At 56.3% G+C, this 15,331-nt stretch carries 11 protein-coding genes; 5 read left to right on the top strand and 6 right to left on the bottom strand.

What is annotated here, in order from left to right; genetic code table 11:
* Nucleotides 1-72: 72 nt before the first annotated feature.
* Nucleotides 73-228, bottom strand: coding sequence for a hypothetical protein (locus tag OSO_RS51210; RefSeq protein WP_157606014.1), 156 nt, complete (start codon nucleotides 226-228; stop codon nucleotides 73-75).
* 61 nt (nucleotides 229-289) lie between these two features.
* On the opposite strand from OSO_RS51210, the gene OSO_RS0137225 reads away from it, so the two are divergent.
* Nucleotides 290-970 (top strand): DUF2293 domain-containing protein, encoded by a 681-nt coding sequence (locus tag OSO_RS0137225; protein WP_010587845.1) that lies wholly within the window; start codon nucleotides 290-292, stop codon nucleotides 968-970.
* Between the two features lie 48 nt (nucleotides 971-1,018).
* On the opposite strand, the gene OSO_RS0137230 is transcribed toward OSO_RS0137225, so the two are convergent.
* Entirely contained in the window at nucleotides 1,019-2,818 is a 1,800-nt protein-coding gene (locus OSO_RS0137230; RefSeq protein WP_157606017.1) for a Kelch repeat-containing protein, read from the bottom strand.
* A 662-nt stretch (nucleotides 2,819-3,480) separates the two neighbouring features.
* The gene (locus OSO_RS0137240) at nucleotides 3,481-3,891 is read right to left on the bottom strand and encodes a bleomycin resistance family protein (RefSeq protein WP_010587848.1); all 411 of its coding nucleotides are present in this window, start codon (nucleotides 3,889-3,891) and stop codon (nucleotides 3,481-3,483) included.
* Between the two features lie 321 nt (nucleotides 3,892-4,212).
* On the opposite strand from OSO_RS0137240, the gene OSO_RS0137245 reads away from it, so the two are divergent.
* Nucleotides 4,213-6,663: a DUF4159 domain-containing protein gene (locus OSO_RS0137245; RefSeq protein ID WP_040593866.1), complete on the top strand. Its 2,451-nt coding sequence runs from the start codon at nucleotides 4,213-4,215 to the stop codon at nucleotides 6,661-6,663.
* Between the two features lie 49 nt (nucleotides 6,664-6,712).
* Here OSO_RS0137245 and OSO_RS0137250 read toward each other — a convergent pair whose 3' ends face one another.
* The 3 genes from OSO_RS0137250 to OSO_RS0137265 form a co-directional block, all read right to left on the bottom strand.
* On the bottom strand, nucleotides 6,713-10,333 hold the full coding sequence (locus tag OSO_RS0137250; RefSeq protein WP_010587850.1) for a M56 family metallopeptidase: 3,621 nt from the start codon (nucleotides 10,331-10,333) through the stop codon (nucleotides 6,713-6,715).
* Nucleotides 10,330-10,725, bottom strand: a complete 396-nt coding sequence (locus OSO_RS0137255; protein WP_040593867.1) for a BlaI/MecI/CopY family transcriptional regulator — start codon at nucleotides 10,723-10,725, stop codon at nucleotides 10,330-10,332. The genes OSO_RS0137250 and OSO_RS0137255 overlap by 4 nt, the downstream gene beginning before the upstream one ends.
* A gap of 488 nt (nucleotides 10,726-11,213) precedes the next feature.
* Nucleotides 11,214-12,200 carry a hypothetical protein gene (locus OSO_RS0137265; protein WP_010587852.1) on the bottom strand — a complete coding sequence of 329 codons (987 nt, stop codon included), beginning with the start codon at nucleotides 12,198-12,200 and terminating at the stop codon, nucleotides 11,214-11,216.
* Between the two features lie 85 nt (nucleotides 12,201-12,285).
* Here OSO_RS0137265 and OSO_RS0137270 point away from each other — a divergent pair, with 85 nt between their 5' ends.
* The 3 genes from OSO_RS0137270 to OSO_RS0137285 all read left to right on the top strand — a co-directional run bounded on the left by OSO_RS0137270 (nucleotide 12,286) and on the right by OSO_RS0137285 (nucleotide 15,214).
* The gene (locus OSO_RS0137270) at nucleotides 12,286-12,465 is read left to right on the top strand and encodes a hypothetical protein (protein ID WP_010587853.1); all 180 of its coding nucleotides are present in this window, start codon (nucleotides 12,286-12,288) and stop codon (nucleotides 12,463-12,465) included.
* A 192-nt stretch (nucleotides 12,466-12,657) separates the two neighbouring features.
* A complete protein-coding gene (locus tag OSO_RS49130; protein ID WP_157606020.1) occupies nucleotides 12,658-13,188 on the top strand; it encodes a hypothetical protein in 531 nt (176 codons plus the stop codon).
* Between the two features lie 277 nt (nucleotides 13,189-13,465).
* On the top strand, nucleotides 13,466-15,214 hold the full coding sequence (locus OSO_RS0137285; protein ID WP_010587855.1) for a proline--tRNA ligase: 1,749 nt from the start codon (nucleotides 13,466-13,468) through the stop codon (nucleotides 15,212-15,214).
* The last annotated feature ends 117 nt before the right edge of the window (nucleotides 15,215-15,331 follow it).

The raw sequence follows: 15,331 nt of genomic DNA on the forward strand, positions 1-15,331 counted from the left end.
GATGTCGTTGCGGGCCCGATTTGAGCGGGCTTTTATCAGGAAATCGAATTCTCGACAATTGGTGGCAACGAATCAGATTTTGGGGGGGATCATCGCGATCGCGTATTCCCCTTGTCTTTGCTTTCCCCCCATCGTCGTTTCACGCTGACTCGCCGAGAAGGGAGGCCTTCTGACATCATTTCGCCATGTTGTCAGTTCCGTTCCCCCGACATCCTTGCCAGCGGCCATCCCGGTTCCCTAGAAATCTCACCCATCCCCCGACAACGCCATTTCGCAAGGAAGCGGAGACATGAGCGACCAGATATTCGCGCCCGGTCCGACCCCGAACACCGTCCGATCTCCAGATGGAACGATCCTCAACGTGCCCGCAGGCTGGGTTCTGCTTCCACCCGGTGATGCTGCGCTGACGCGTCGCGTGAAAGCCGCCGGAGATTATTGGGTCGTGGCGGAAAAGAAGGGGCGAAAACTTTTTTCGCGAGGAGTTTGGACGAACGCATCCATCATTGATCAAATTCGCGCCGACCTCGAAATCGAGCGTTCGACGGAAAGTTTCGCGAAGAAGAAAGTCGCCGATGCGAAGCGGCGTGAGAAAGCACAGTCAGAGTATGTCGAAGATTTCCACGGCGCCGTCGTGGCGTTCCTTGCTTTCCACGAGCGGCATGCCGAACTGGCCGAACGCCTGGCCCGTGCCGTGACAGTGCATGCCACTCCTGTCGGCAGCGGCACCGTCGCCAGAACCAAACGCATTCCGGTCGAACAACGCGCGGAAGCTGCCGTCATTGCTTGGATGAGGCATCAAACCACCGGCTACGACGGAATGGTCATCCCCCGGGTGAAAGGGGAACGGCGCGAAGTTCGAAGAATGCTCGCTCAGCGATCAAAGGAATTACTCCAACGCTACAGACGCGGTGAAGCGAGCGCCGCAGACTGCCCGCTTCGCCGCGCGATGGCAGAAACACCTCATCCGTGACGCAACCCACACTGTCTGCGTCAAGTCTCGCGATGCCGAGAAAACTCGTCAGGGAAGATTCGACGGATTGTATGTTCCAATGGTCGTCGAGGTCTTCAGGAAGACGTCTGTTCCAGTGCCACCGTCAATGTTCAACGTGGTGAGATTGCTAAGCGTGAACGCCGCTTTGTCGGCTCCGGGGCCGAGATGGATGGTGGCAGTGGAAACGTGAACTGCGATGAACGAGATGGCATCGTCGCCATCACCCAGATTGACGCTCAGAATAAATTGACCCGAGCTTGGATAGGTGATGAACGGCATTTGATTGATCGTCGTCCCGTTGGCGCCTTCGATCTTCAGGTTGCTTCCCTGCTGCGTCACGGTGAGCGACTCCGAGTTGACCCCGCCGGTAAGCGTTAGCGTTCCCGCGCTGAAGCTGGCTGTGACATCACCTGGCGACGCGCTGAAGTTGAAGGACTTTGCCGCGGAAGCGATTCCATTGGCGATCACCGCGACTTGATAGGTTCCTCCGACGGTACCCGATGGCAAATTGAACTGGACCGAGGTGACCAGACTTCCGGTTGCCACGCCGGGAGTCCAGTTCGTGGTGCGGGCATACTTCACAGTCCCGTTCGACGCCGTCAACCGGACGATCGGATAATTGGTATCCATTTCGGCGTCATCACCGTAGGACGCGCCCTGTGAAATACCCGTCAGTTGTGTTCCCGTCAGTGTGTAAGAGCCGTTCACGTTCTTGGTGATCGACGAAATCGTCGGCGCCCACGACGACAAGGGGGTTCCCGTCGGGGCATAGTCCCAGATGATTCCGGTATCGGCACTGCCCAGCAGCATGTGTCCATTGGGAAGCACAAGCATCCGATAGATGAAGGCGGGACCACTGATGAAGCTCGTGAACGCGCCGGCGACCGTCGCGTCCGAAACGGTATTCGTGGTGTAATCGTAGTCGTACAGCTTTGAGGGCGGGGTAAAGTTCGGTGACGACGTGTCCGCCAGGAACAGGAAATGCCCGTTTGGCAGCATCGCGCCCGGCGCGTCATCCGATCCCATACCCGTGGGAAGGCTGGGGCCTTGCGTCCAAGTATTCGTCGACGGGTTGTAAAGCACCGTGTTGTTGTTGGCGCCCACCTGAAACACACTGCCGTTGGGCAAGAGTGTCGCTGGGCCCATTTCAAAACCTAGTGCGGCACTGGTCAGGGGAACGGGAACTTTTCCCGCATCCACCCAACTTGCAGAACTTGGAACATAGCGCTGCGCGTTTCCCTGACCGGTTTCTGGGCTGCTGAAAATGTCATAGGACAATACACTGCCGTTCGGCAGCAGCACCCATGTTTCTTCATCGCTGGCATCGCTGCGCAATTTGCTTCCGGTCTGCGTCCAGGTATTCGTTGCGGGATCGTAGAGGTAGGTTTTGTTATTCTGAAGATATCCGCACAGAATTTTTCCCGATGGCAATAAGACGGTTGGGTCGTCACCAAATTCAGTTTGGGGAAAACTGGCGATCGGCGTCCACGTGTTCGCCACTGGATCATAGATTTCGCCGGTATTGGCGAAATTCTGCGCCCCGCTACTGCCAGAATACTCGCCTCCAATCACAAACACCTTGCCACTGGGAAGGACGTTCGAGCCAAAATAGAGCCGTGCGGTCCCCATTGAGGCAATCGAACTCCAGGTTCCATGAATGTAGTTGCCCGAGGAATCCGGCGTTAGTCTTTTCCAGGTGCTCGTCGTGCCCGGACCTTGAACGATAACCGTTCCATCGGTCAAGAGCATCATTGTGCCACAGCCGCCCGCCGGGTTGGTGTTGGCCAGCGGCGTCCAGACGCCAGCGGCCCGAACGGGCCCAGACATCGTCATTCCCAACATCACCGCCACGGCCCAAATCAACGGTACGCGCCGTGGGGGGGCAAAAAAAATCGCGTGGCACCCAGGGGGGGCCGAGGGGAACGACATTCGGGCATTTGACCGCATTTGCGGAGTCCTCTCAATGACACGACGTGGGACGAAGTATGAAACGGAAATTGTGGCGCAACGCAATGGCAGACCGAAGAGGTGTGTTTGAGACAACACGCTCCGGCCCCCACTCGTGACGGAAGTACGAAAATGCGCAAATCGTCGGTCGCGGCGGAGACGCGGATTCGTTCAATGGTGTCCTGGCAAGAGGAATGCGTTCGAGCCCCGTCCGCATCCATTGTGCGATCACCGCCACAATGGATGCGCATCGACAGCTCAGATACGTGGCGTTCAATTCAATCCCGATCTGATCGGGCGAATACCAGGCATGCTGCACGGATTGCCAGTTTTTCCAAACACGAGCCCCCCTTACGATTCGGTAAGTGACGCGCGCTTCCGCATAAATCCAGGCGGTTTCACAGGCGATATGTTGGTGTCAATTGCCAAGGCATGCAGGCGCTCCGTGATTGTTTTTCAGCCAACGTCCGCAAAGGTCTGGCGGAACATCCGAGCGCCGGGTTGATGTCACAATGCCGCAGGATGCTATTGGTATACCGGTTCTACTCGCAGTCGATGCCCCGGCTGATTCGAAAAACGTGACCATCCGGGTGTCGTACATGCATTTCGCGCACACCCCAAGGCATGTCGGTGGGGGGCCAGGTCACGTCAAGGTGCTGGTCAAGGCAGCGCTGATGTACGGCATCGACATCGTCGACCCAGATCGACATCCAGACGCCTTTTTCCGCGGCATCGCTGCCCTCGGGGCCGAACGTCGTCTTGAGGTCGCTTTTCCCTCGACCGCCTTGCGCGTTTTCGCACAGAAAGATCTCGCATGGGCCCGAGCAGACTCCGCCAAATGTCGGGGGAACTCCCCAGTCCCAACCTTTACTCCATCCCAGCTTCTCGAACCACTCAAAACTCTGTTGGATGTTGGAGACATTCAGAATGGGCGTCAGCCGATGAGCGATCATGGATTTCCTCGCTTTAGTCGTCACTCGCAAAGATCGTCGTTGTGCGGTGTTGCAAAAGGCGCGAAGTGTGTTGTCGAAGGACAATAAAAACGTATAGGAGTTTACGTACTCACTTTTCAAGCGTCATCGAGGCAATGCTTTGTTTATTTCGCTCCAGGATGGATATGATATTGATCACATCTGATTCAGGTCTCTCTGGGCAAATCGCGGATTGGGCGGCGGAGTATGGCCGTCATGCCGTTCTTGAACAACGGTGTTGTGTCGCGAGAATTTCGACCAGTGTTTCGTTCGCACCAGAGTTCTGGTTGCAAGGCATCAACAATGTATTCCTCCCGAATACTGCGAATCAGCGTGATGCTGATGGTTTTGATGTCACGCACGATCGTCTTACCCCACGATGGTCGGGTGTTTGCCGAAGATCTGTCGCGCGAAATGGTGAAACGCTCAATCGAGCGTGGGCTCCGATATCTCATCAGCGCGCAGCATCCTAGCGGTGCCTGGAACAGGCTCAATCCAGACTGCGTGGGAATCTCCAGCTTATGTGTGCTCGCACTTTTGAACGGGGGAATGTCGGTCGACGATCCCGAGGTGAGCCGCGGATTGCAATTCTTGAGAAGCTGTACCTCGAACAACATTGGGGGAGAGAACGAGACGTATCAGACGTCGCTGCTGATCATGGCGCTGGTCGCAGCCAAGCAACCCCGCGACGTCGAAGCGATTCGAATGGTCGCCAGTCGACTCGAGGCTGGGCAGTCGTACGGCGGGGTTCAGGGAGGGTGGGCGTACTCACTACCCAACAATCCCCGTTACGGCGGAGGTGATGAAAGCAACACGCAGTTCGCCGTGCTGGGACTGCGTGAGGCGTATCGTGCGGGATACATCGCCGATCCACAAACCTGGGAACATATTCGTGAATACTGGATCAGACGTCAGAACCAGGATGGTGGATGGGGATACGGTGGATTTCGAGGTATGGATCGGGCCCCAAGCAAAGGAAGTTTGACCGTTTCAGGAGTGGCATCGCTGGCAATTGCCCAGCAGATGCTCATGACCGACAAGGGGGTTGCCAGAGATGGCACTCCTCCCTGCTGCGAAGAACCTGAGGTCAACATGCCACTACTGCAGGGTATGGATTGGTTGTCACGGTACTTCAGTGTGCGAAAGAATCCGGGAACCCGCGGCCAGGATCACATTCTGTATTACTTCTACGGAGTTGAAAGGGCAGGGCGGCTGTCGGGGCAGCGTTTCTTTGGTGAGCATGATTGGTATCGCGAGGGCGCCGCGCGTCTGCTCGTGCTCCAAAGGGCAGATGGTCAGTGGATCGGAGCAGGGGAAGGCGAGACCAACCCGCTTGTTGCCACCAGCTTTTCCTTGCTGTTTCTTTCCAAAGGCCTTGCGCCGGTTCTGATCAATAAGTTGAAGTACGGTCCGCGCCATCCTAACAATCCCGATTTCGTGGTCGCCAATGACTGGAACCGACATTCTCACGATGTACGTAATCTGGCGGACATGATCAGCGAACTGCCGAAATGGCCCAAGTTGCTCACGACGCAGGAACTCGATCTCCGCCGTGCCGTCAAGACAGATGGCCTCGCCGCGCTTCAGCAAGCGCCCGTCCTGTTTATCACCGGATCGAAACGACTCTCGCTGACGAATGACGAAATCAGTCTGATCAAGGACTATGTCAGCCAGGGGGGCTTCATTCTTGCCAGCCCTTCATGTGGTGATGTCGACTTCGAAACAAGCTTTCGCGAACTGGTCGCGAAGCTCTTGCCAGACGGTGATGGAACGCTCCGACTGCTCACCGCCGACCATCCTGTTTATCGGAGCGAATTTCTGCTGGGGGCCGACGATGTTCCACTTTGGGGAGCCGATTTCGGCTGTCGAACGTCCATCATTTATACTCCTGAAGATCTCGGTTGTTTGTGGAACTATTGGGCGAAGTACGATCCGCCCGGTCGAAATCCGCGTTTGAAAAAGAAGATCGACCGTGCCACATCCGTTGGCGTGAACGTCATTGCCTACTTCACGGGACGCGAACCTCCAGAAAAACTTTCGAACCGGGACGTTGTGGCGAAATCGGGAACGCTCGATGAAGTCGAACGCGGACTGCTTCAGATCGCCCAGATCAAACATGATGGAACCTGGAATGCGGCCCCCGGAGCCGTGCGAAATCTCCTCTTGGCCTTAAACGAGACGGTTGGCCTTTCGGCTTCAATGAAGCAGCGCACTCTCTCACTGGCCGATAAGAACATCTTCCGTTACCCCATTCTCTTCATGCACGGTCGTAATCGGTTCACGGTTCCGGCGGAAGAACGGCAACAGTTGAAGCGGTACCTCGATCGCGGGGGCGTCTTGGTGGCGGATGCATGTTGTGGGGCGAAACCGTTTGATGAGTCCTTCCGTGAACTGGTCACGGCCCTTTATCCCGATCGAAAGCTCGACCGCATTCCGGTCACGCACGAACTATTTTCCGAAAAGGTCGGACAAGATATCCAGCGACTCAACCGTCGTGGCTCTGACGATCATGTCGCCGCGGGAGAGGGCTTGCCCGTCGTTTTTGCCGAGCCCGTTCTCGAGGGAATCGAAGTTGATGGCCGGTATTCGATGATTTACAGCAAGTACGACATCAGTTGTGCCTTGTCAGGCCAAGACTACGCCGGCTGCGAAGGGTATCCGCCGGAAGATGCGGTAAAGTTGGGCACGAACATCATCCTCTATTCGATGCTCCAAAACCTGCGACTGCAGACGAAAGAGAAGCCCCCGGAGTGAACCACATCTGTCGCGATTCCAAGTGACTCGGCGACAAAAGGAACGCTGACTACTTCTTGATTGGTTCCAGGAACTCAATCTGCTCAGACTGTCCTTCCTTCAACCGGACCTGCCGAACCGCCAGTTGCGGGTTTCGATAAAATGTATTGCCGTTTTCGGTGAACGATTCGGCCTTGGACACGACGGTCACTTGATACTGACCGGCCGGCAGATCTTCGAAGGCGAATGTCTTCTGATCGGGTTTGAGCTTCAATCGATAGTGATGAAAATCATGCGTGTTCAGATAGAGATCAATCGATTCGGCGTCCGCGAGTTTCGACCGATCGATGGTGCCTTCAATGCGAGCCGGTGCCGGAAGGTCAATCGTGACGTCATCCCGTCCGCCTGCGACCGATTTTCCGAAATTCAGCGATTTACCTTTCGGAACTCCTGCCCCCCAGTAGGCCAGCTGTAGGTAGTTTCCGGACTGAATCTGCTTGAATTCAAACCGACCTTCGGCATTCGTGGTTCCCGACAAGAATTGAACACAATACGGTTTCTGACCTAACTGGCCTGAGTCGATCAAGACCCAGTTGAACTGATTGTCATGGGGGCCTGCGGGTTGGCCTGTGGAGGCAATCAAACGCAATTGGGCGTCGGCAACGGGCTGACCTGTATGATCCAGAAATTGCCCTGTTAATGTGAATCGCTTTCCAGGCTTCGTCGGCGTCAGTTCGATGTCGAGCAGTTCCGGCTGACTGAGTTTCGTTGCGACGGCGCGATCGACGGCCTTTCGTTCGTATCCATCTGCTTCGATCACGAGGCTCGCGGGAAAGCCGACCGTCAAAGGCGTGAACACAAATTCGCCTTTTACGGATTTGAATGTCTGCCCTGGCTCACCCCAGCTAAAATTGTAGGTTCCCATCGCGTCGGAGGGTTCTGGCATGGTGCTGAAGCCCAGCTTGATCCGAAAATCTTTCACGGGTTGCTTGGTGAGTTCATCCAAGACTCGTCCACGTATGGCACCCGGAGTTGAAAGCGTGACGGTCTGCGGCTGGGGGCTGTCCAGTTTCCAGGAAACCCCATTGATCGGGCGATACTCACCCAGCGTGACATCGAAACGGGAGTCCGCGGGAAGTGAGTCAAACTCAAATACCCCGTTGTCATCCGCCGTGCGAAGGCGAAATCCTGGCATTATTCCAAGCTCTGGACTTCGAACGTATACCATCGCTCCCTTGGCCGGTGTCCCGTCTTCATTCAGAATTCGGCCATGGATCGTGTGGCCCGGTTTCAGCGAGACGTTGACCAGCCCCGGTTGATCTGCGGTTCCCAATTTGACGCCGACATTTTGCGGGGCAAACCCCTGTGCCGACACGATGATTCGATCACCCCCGAAGCCTTCAAACAGATCGTGAAGATCAAACGATCCCTCCGAATCGGATTTGGTGATTCGGTTTTCGCCGGATTTGTTTCCATAGTTGGCGATCTCCGCATCGGCGATGGGATTTCCTGTCTCATCGGTGATAGTCCCTTTCACCGACCCGCCCGTCGGACGGGGTGAGAGTGTCATCTGGACATCAATGGTTCGCTGATCGGACGTGATGATGATCTCCTGCTGTTGATCTAAATAACCTTTTTTCTGAATCGACAGATGAAAGGGTGTCTCCAGCGGCATGTACGAGTTTTGAAAGCCACCATCCTTATTGGTCACAAAGGCATCGCCGTGGATCCCGTATGAGCCGCCCACCGGCCGATAGATCACCTCGGCGCCATCGATGGGGCTGCCCGTTGAGTCCACGACGCGACCGCGAACGACCCCCCCCGGCTTCATCCTGACATTGAATAATGTCACCGCTTCGGTACGAGCCAAATCGATCGCGGGGGCATTTCGGGCGTGCCCCGCGGCTTCAATGGAAACCTGGTATTCTTCTGGCAGCAATCCTTCCACGATCGCAATGCCTTGTTCATCCGTGGTCACTAACCGCCGATCAGGATAGCCGAAACGAACATTCGCCCCAGCAATCGGCTTGTTCGTGACTTCGGAAGTCACTGAGAAGCTGGCCTTTTTTCCTTCGGTCATTTCCAGGAGCAGTGGCGTGAATTTCGCGACTTTTGGGTCTGACTGATTCAACGCACTGACCGACACCTTGTGCGAAATCAAATTCCCCTGATGCGCCCACACCGGATAGGGGTATTCTCTCGCTCGAATGTTTTCCAGCCGAAACAATCCCTCGCCATTCGACTTGGTTTTATTGCTGCCGCCTGCGTGCAAAATCACCGTGGCATCCGCCACGGGACTTCCGTCGCTTCGAACCAGCATCCCTGTCACGACGCCCGGTTCCAGCTTCGCATCGTCGGACTGATTCGCAACAAATGCCGCGATCTTGTTCAAATTCTCTGCCGTGGCACCGGAGTTCTCCACACGCTTTTGTAAGCTCTGTGAATCCAAGGGATCAGCTTGAGTGGACGATGATGAGTCGTTCGCTTGAGCCGCCGGTTGTTTCTGAGTGATCTCACGGGCGCGTGGCTGACTCTCTTGCGCATCCAGGCTGATTGTGGTGAGCAATGCGAAGAAGGAAATCGACACGACCGCGCTGAAGAGGGCGACAGCACGGCTGCACTTTGATGAAATCGTTCCGTCGAAATTGAGCAGAAAGCGGATTCGGCGATACAGGCGCGATTTTCCGTCCGCGATGCCCAAGGATCCCGTCAGGCTAGGTTGAATCCGCTCCCTCGCCAGCCGCACCAGGAATTCCGCGTAGTCTTCTGCGGTCCCGGTTTCGTCGGCGGCTTTGGCGTCTGCCAGAAAGTCCTGGCAAAGACTCATCTGTCGCCGCAACCACCAATAAAACGGCTGGTAATAACAGGTCAGCTGGACCAGCGAGGCCAACAGCAGCGTCGCCACATCGCGTCGTTCCACGTGTGACAATTCGTGCGCCAGACTCCATCGCAGTTGCGTTTCGTTGACCGGCTGGATCAACTCCGTTGGAACAATAATCACGGGGCGCAACAGACCCCACGTCATGGGGCCGGTGACTCGGTCACTGACCAGCAATCGAATCGAGGCCTGACCGGTTGCGGTCATTGTGGCAAATTTCGCGATCAATTCCGCTGGAGCTGCACTGGCTGTTTTTTCGATCCAGGCGCGGCGACGCAATCCAATGATCCACCCGCCAATGATCGCCATCGCAATGCAGGAATAGGTGAGAATCAAGATCAGGGAAATTTGAGACAACACATTCGACGGGACGCCCGGTCTAACGGTCGTCGTTCGCGACAACTCGCGCGGCTCGTTGTTGTTCTCGCTTTGCAGGGGTGGCCCCGATGACATACTGGTCACCGGCCGGGCTTCGTGTGATGTTTCGACGGACCTGATGGCCGCTGTCGAAGTGTCCTCATGCGGACCACTCAAGTCAGCGACTGTTGTGACGTTGTTGAGCGACGACTGGTCCTGGTCAGTCATGGGTTGCAACTGCCCCTGATTCAGCACATTCAACGAGATCGATTTCCAGGCGGAAATCCCCGGAAGCCACGGTGCGAGCAGGCATCCCACCAGGACCCACTGAATCACGCGCAGCCGATCAGCGGGCGGCCGCACAAACCACAGAACAACAACTCCAACAGACAGGACGAGTCCACAAAGGAGAGATGCGTGGAAGAGACTGCGCCACAGAATGTCGAGGATCGTCATTTTGCGTCTCCTTTGTTGCGACCGCGCGTCTGCTTCCGTTTTCGCGAATCGGCGATCAGTTGTTCAATGTCCTGCAGTTCCTTCGCGTTGATCTGTTCTGCATTGAGCATGCACAGCACAAGCTGAGCCAACGCGCCGTCAAAGACTTTGTGCAGGAACTGAGACGACACTTGCTCGCGCGAGCAGTTGGGTTTGTACAGAAACGTCCGTCCGTCCTGCCGATGGCTGACCAGCCCTTTTTCGTCCATGATCCGAAGCTGCGTCTGAATCGTGTTGAAGTGCAGTCCGGATTTGGAAGCGAGTCGTTCGTGAACGTCCCGAACTGATCCCTCACCCAATTCCCAAAGCACTTTCAAGATCTCCATCTCGCGGTCAGTGGGACTGGGGCTCATCGCAACTCCCTGAAGCCAGGCGGCGAACATCTTCACAGAAAAGAGGTCACCTAACAGATTAGGTTAGGTGAGTTTGCCGAGCGGTCAGGGCCTTGTCAAGTCGATTCTACGGGTCGATTGGCCCACGAACCCTTGTGTTGGGTTCTACGCTTTTGGTCGCACTGGCCATTCCAGTGACCCGTCGGTGTTGAGCCGTATCCGGACAATGGAGATTGTCGATTCGCCTTTCAACAAGATCATTTTGTAGAAGACGATCGCCGTTCGATTCCCAACCCACGGTGTTCCTCGTTCCTGGGTCGACTGGCACTGGCATCGCCAGTGCCACACAATTTGGAGAAGACAGACACAGAACGGAAGGGCAACGTGTCCCGACCATATCTCAGTCGATCTTTGTTTCTGTCTGCGCTCCACTGGTTTTGCGAGTGGAGCATGAGGTTAAGTCATCATCTCGAAGGCTGTAAAAGTTTCGCCTTGATCTCAATCGTCCTTCACCCTGGCGGTGGAAACGATTTCGAGAACAGGAATTTTCCGACTTTCCGCTTGGACATCGCTTTCGCGTGGACTTTTTGAAGGAACGAGTTGGCGGGCATCTCTGCGTCGCGGCCGCCGCGGTTGAGGCTCGCTTGGGCCGCGCCGATGACGCTTTGCAGGATCTTTCGATACGTCTCGAATTCATTGACTGCCTGTTTGATTCCCGGAAAGGGCAATCGCTGCACCACATGCTTCTGGTGGATTTCTTCGAACAGATGGCGCTTTCCCGCACCGCTCGTCGTTCCCAGGTCGATTTCCTTCACAGAACGTGACATGACGGTCATCGCATCACGCAACGCGCGGCGGCAATCGGCCCAGTCTCCCAGGTCTTTCGACGTGCAGACCAGGCGCTCATGTGATGTCAGATCGCGATTCAGTGAACTCAGTCGCGCGGTCACCGCGCCGATCTCTTTACGAAGCGACGCGATGCGAACTTCTAGCGCAAGCACGTCTTTCCAATTGGACTCGATCGCCTCGAGCAGCAGTTGGTCTTCGTGCGACATGTTCGACGTGCCGTAACCCATCTGTCCCATTGGCAGCCCCATCGGCGGCGATGCGTAGCCTGTAGGGTAAAGCGGTGCCCCCGGCCAGCCCGGCTGTGGAGGCGCGGCCATCCAGGTTGAGACCGTCAAGTTTGCACCGTTGGGAGGAGCCGGCAAGGTTTGGTCGAGCAATCGTGATGTTCCACCACTGGAATCGAAGTTCATCCCATTGATCGTCCAGCACAGGATCTGGCTTGGATCGAGACCCGTTGCGGCGACGAGTCGCCGCAACGACAGTCCTGCGACGGCGTTTGCATCCGTAAACAGCGCCGCCGGGATCGTGAACATCATTCCCGTCGGGACGGCAGGCGGACGAAACCAGGCCCACACCACCCGCTGGCCCGATGGGTCAACCGGTACAGGTTCCCAATTCACCGAGGGATTTCTCTGGGAAAGCTGCATGTTTGACTTCCCGATGAGTCATCAGCGATGACGCCGAAAAACGCGAATCGTGCCTTGCCAGGGCGAAATCGGCAGGTTCAGTATCATGGTGGAGGAGTCGCCGAAAGAGCCCTGTCTTCGCGAATTGTCCTGGATCGCGAAGCACCTTGTGACCGACGGCGGCGATACGGTGTTATCCGAGTTCGGAATTGTGACGCAGCGCGAGTCGAATTCCGATGTCGTGCCGTGGACGAGTAACTCGACTCTGGGAATGGTATGGCGTTGATCAAGCTCTGACGATGTGATGGGGAGGTCGCCGTTTCCTGTCTTCGTCACGGCGTTGCGAACCGCATGAGCTAGGTTAAGACATTTTGTGGTTAAATGTCAAATGGTTTCTGAATGGGGTTTCGATTTGGAGGGGTGGCCGTTCGATGGCTACGATCGAGAGGGAGGATGCCGCATTCGGGGGGGGGGCGCCGTGACATCGCTTTTTGCCAAGCTTCTGGCATACTCTCGCTGTCTGGAGGCCGCGTTCAACGCAGTGCGATGGAGTCTGTTGATGGGATCGTTCGAGCAAATTTGGGAGTCCTCGCGCCACAATTGTTGGTCGTTTGCGTACCCGCTGGTCATGCTGTGCGGAATCGCCGTTCTGGTCGGTGTGTCGTTCATCAGACACACCCTGCGTCGGCGTGTCGCGAACATCCTGGCGGTCATTTTTCTCTCCTTCGTTGCCGCGGAAGTCTCGAGTTGGGAAACGACCGAGAAATGGCGAATTCGCTCGGACTGGGCTTCCAAGAACACCGCACAAATGACCGAGATTCATCGCGCCGCGTTGATTGCGGACGGCGCGAACCTGGCTCTTGGTCCGGTCGTTTCTGGGATGCAAGCATTCCTGATTTTTTGCGGCGTCTTGGTCGTGATTCGTTGGAGTTCAGGTCTTCATACAGGGCAGTGCCCGCAGGTCTCGCGCAGTGAAACTCATTCCTCGCCACCCGCACTCGGTGACTAATTCAATTTCACTATGCGCGTGACGCGTTTCGGCTCGCTTGCGCGAACTTCAGTGGTGTCTTGGCGATTTTTCCTGTTTCGCAAAGGCGCCCTGAACTTCAGGTCGATCGGATTGTCTTAAAGAGGAGCTTCGGCGGTTTGTCAGGCTCGTCAGGGGCAGAGTCTGCCCCGCGATGACCTCGGTTCCGTCGCAAGTCAGGCGGGGCTTCACACTCGGTAGAACTCGGCATACACTCCGGCCTTCATCACTGACACGATCGTCACAAAGGAGTCACCCCGTGCGTTGGTCCCAGACGTTTATCCCGACGATGAAGGAAATCCCTTCAGATGCCGAAGTGCCCAGCCATCAATTGATGCTGCGGGCCGGTTTCATTCGGCAGCTGATGGCCGGGGCGTATACGTATCTGCCGCTGGGCGTGCGAACGCTGAAGAAAGCGGAAGCGATCGTCCGTCAAGAGATGGACGCGACCGGGGCTCTCGAAATTTTCATGCCCGCGCTGCAGCCGATCGATCTGTTCGAGCGGACCGGTCGTAAGGAAGCGTTCGGCAACGTGCTGATCAATTTCAATGTCCGGCGTGGCGATCGCAACGTGCATTTGGCGCTCGGCCCGACGCACGAAGAAGTGGTGACGGATCTGATGTCACGGCACATCAGCAGCCACCGCCAGATGCCGCTGACCGTTTATCAGATTCAGACCAAGTTCCGAAACGAAGAACGGCCCCGCTTTGGGATTTTGCGGACCAGTGAATTCTTGATGAAAGATGCCTACAGCTTCCATTCATCACTCGAATCGCTGAACGAAACGTATCAGAAGATTTATCGCGCCTACTGCCGGATCTTTTCGCGTTGCGGGCTCGAATACTTGCCCGTCGAAGCGGAAAGTGGTCCGATCGGGGGGGATGCGTCCCATGAGTTCATGATTCCCGCCGCTAACGGCGAAGACCGCATCGTGTTTTGCAAAAAGACGAACTACGCGGCGAACCTGGAACGTGCGGAAACCGGGCGAACGCCTCCCGTGATCGCGACGTCCGCCGACGCGAAAGCCGTGGCTAAGCTGCATACTCCCAACGTCGGTAGCATCGAAACGGTTTGCAAACTGCTGAAGTGCAAGCCCGAGAAGATGGTCAAAACGCTGATCTTCATCGCCGACGAAAAGCCGGTTGCGGTGCTGCTGCGTGGCGATCATGAGGCCAATGAAGGAAAAATCCGACGGGCACTCGGCGTGAAAGTGCTCGAACTGGCCGATCCTGACACGATTCTGAAGGTCACGGGGGCACCCGTTGGCTTCGCGGGTCCGGTCGGGATCAAATGTCCGATCTTCGCCGATCACGACGTTCCCTTGGTCGTCAATGCGATCACCGGGGCGAACGAAGGCGATTATCACCTGGCGAACGTCAATGTGGGACGCGACTACAGCCTCGAGACCACCTTCGATCTGCGAAACGCCGCAGCGGGCGATCCAAGTCCACGAGGCGAAGGAACGCTGGAACTGGTGCACGGCATCGAAGTCGGTCACGTCTTCAAGTTGGGCACAAAGTACAGCACGTCGATGGACGCACTATACGACGATGAATCGGAAACTCGTAAGCCGATCATCATGGGCTGCTATGGGATCGGTGTGAACCGTATCCTGGCGGGTCTGGCGGAAACACGCCATGACGAACAGGGATTGATCTGGCCATTGGCAGTGGCTCCATACGAAGTGATCGTCAGTGTCATTGGAGCCAACGAAACGGACACCCTGTCCGCTGCCGAGACGTTCTATCAGGAACTGAAAGCGGCAGGTGTCGATGTGCTACTGGACGACCGCGACTTGCGTCCGGGTGTCAAATTTAAAGACGCAGACCTGATCGGAATTCCGCTACGTGTAAATTACGGCGGCAAAGGGCTGAAAGAGGGGATTGTCGAGTTGAAATGGCGCACGAGTGCCGATTCGCAGCGCGTGGCAACCGCCGACGCACTGAAAACAGTCCTTGAGCAACTCGCCGAGCGACGACGTACGGACGCGGCGAGCGTTCCGGAATAAAGGAGTTTTGGATCGCCAGGGCTTCGCGACGGCGGAGCCCTGATCATTCATGACTTTGCGTGATAGTTTAGTTTGGTCTGCTGTTGCCGCTTGTGTGCCACTGGGCTATGCCAGTGC

Source organism: Schlesneria paludicola DSM 18645 (assembly GCF_000255655.1).
In the GTDB taxonomy this organism is placed as follows: domain Bacteria; phylum Planctomycetota; class Planctomycetia; order Planctomycetales; family Planctomycetaceae; genus Schlesneria; species Schlesneria paludicola.

What these genes read in the sequence shown, in the direction of transcription:
- OSO_RS51210 (WP_157606014.1), bottom strand. Translation starts at nt 228, where the DNA reads ATGGCCGCTGGCAAGGATGTCGGGGGAACGGAACTGACAACATGGCGA.
- OSO_RS0137225 (WP_010587845.1), top strand. Translation starts at nt 290, where the DNA reads ATGAGCGACCAGATATTCGCGCCCGGTCCGACCCCGAACACCGTCCGA.
- OSO_RS0137230 (WP_157606017.1), bottom strand. Translation starts at nt 2,818, where the DNA reads ATGTCTGGGCCCGTTCGGGCCGCTGGCGTCTGGACGCCGCTGGCCAAC.
- OSO_RS0137240 (WP_010587848.1), bottom strand. Translation starts at nt 3,891, where the DNA reads ATGATCGCTCATCGGCTGACGCCCATTCTGAATGTCTCCAACATCCAA.
- OSO_RS0137245 (WP_040593866.1), top strand. Translation starts at nt 4,213, where the DNA reads ATGTATTCCTCCCGAATACTGCGAATCAGCGTGATGCTGATGGTTTTG.
- OSO_RS0137250 (WP_010587850.1), bottom strand. Translation starts at nt 10,333, where the DNA reads ATGACGATCCTCGACATTCTGTGGCGCAGTCTCTTCCACGCATCTCTC.
- OSO_RS0137255 (WP_040593867.1), bottom strand. Translation starts at nt 10,725, where the DNA reads ATGAGCCCCAGTCCCACTGACCGCGAGATGGAGATCTTGAAAGTGCTT.
- OSO_RS0137265 (WP_010587852.1), bottom strand. Translation starts at nt 12,200, where the DNA reads ATGCAGCTTTCCCAGAGAAATCCCTCGGTGAATTGGGAACCTGTACCG.
- OSO_RS0137270 (WP_010587853.1), top strand. Translation starts at nt 12,286, where the DNA reads ATGGTGGAGGAGTCGCCGAAAGAGCCCTGTCTTCGCGAATTGTCCTGG.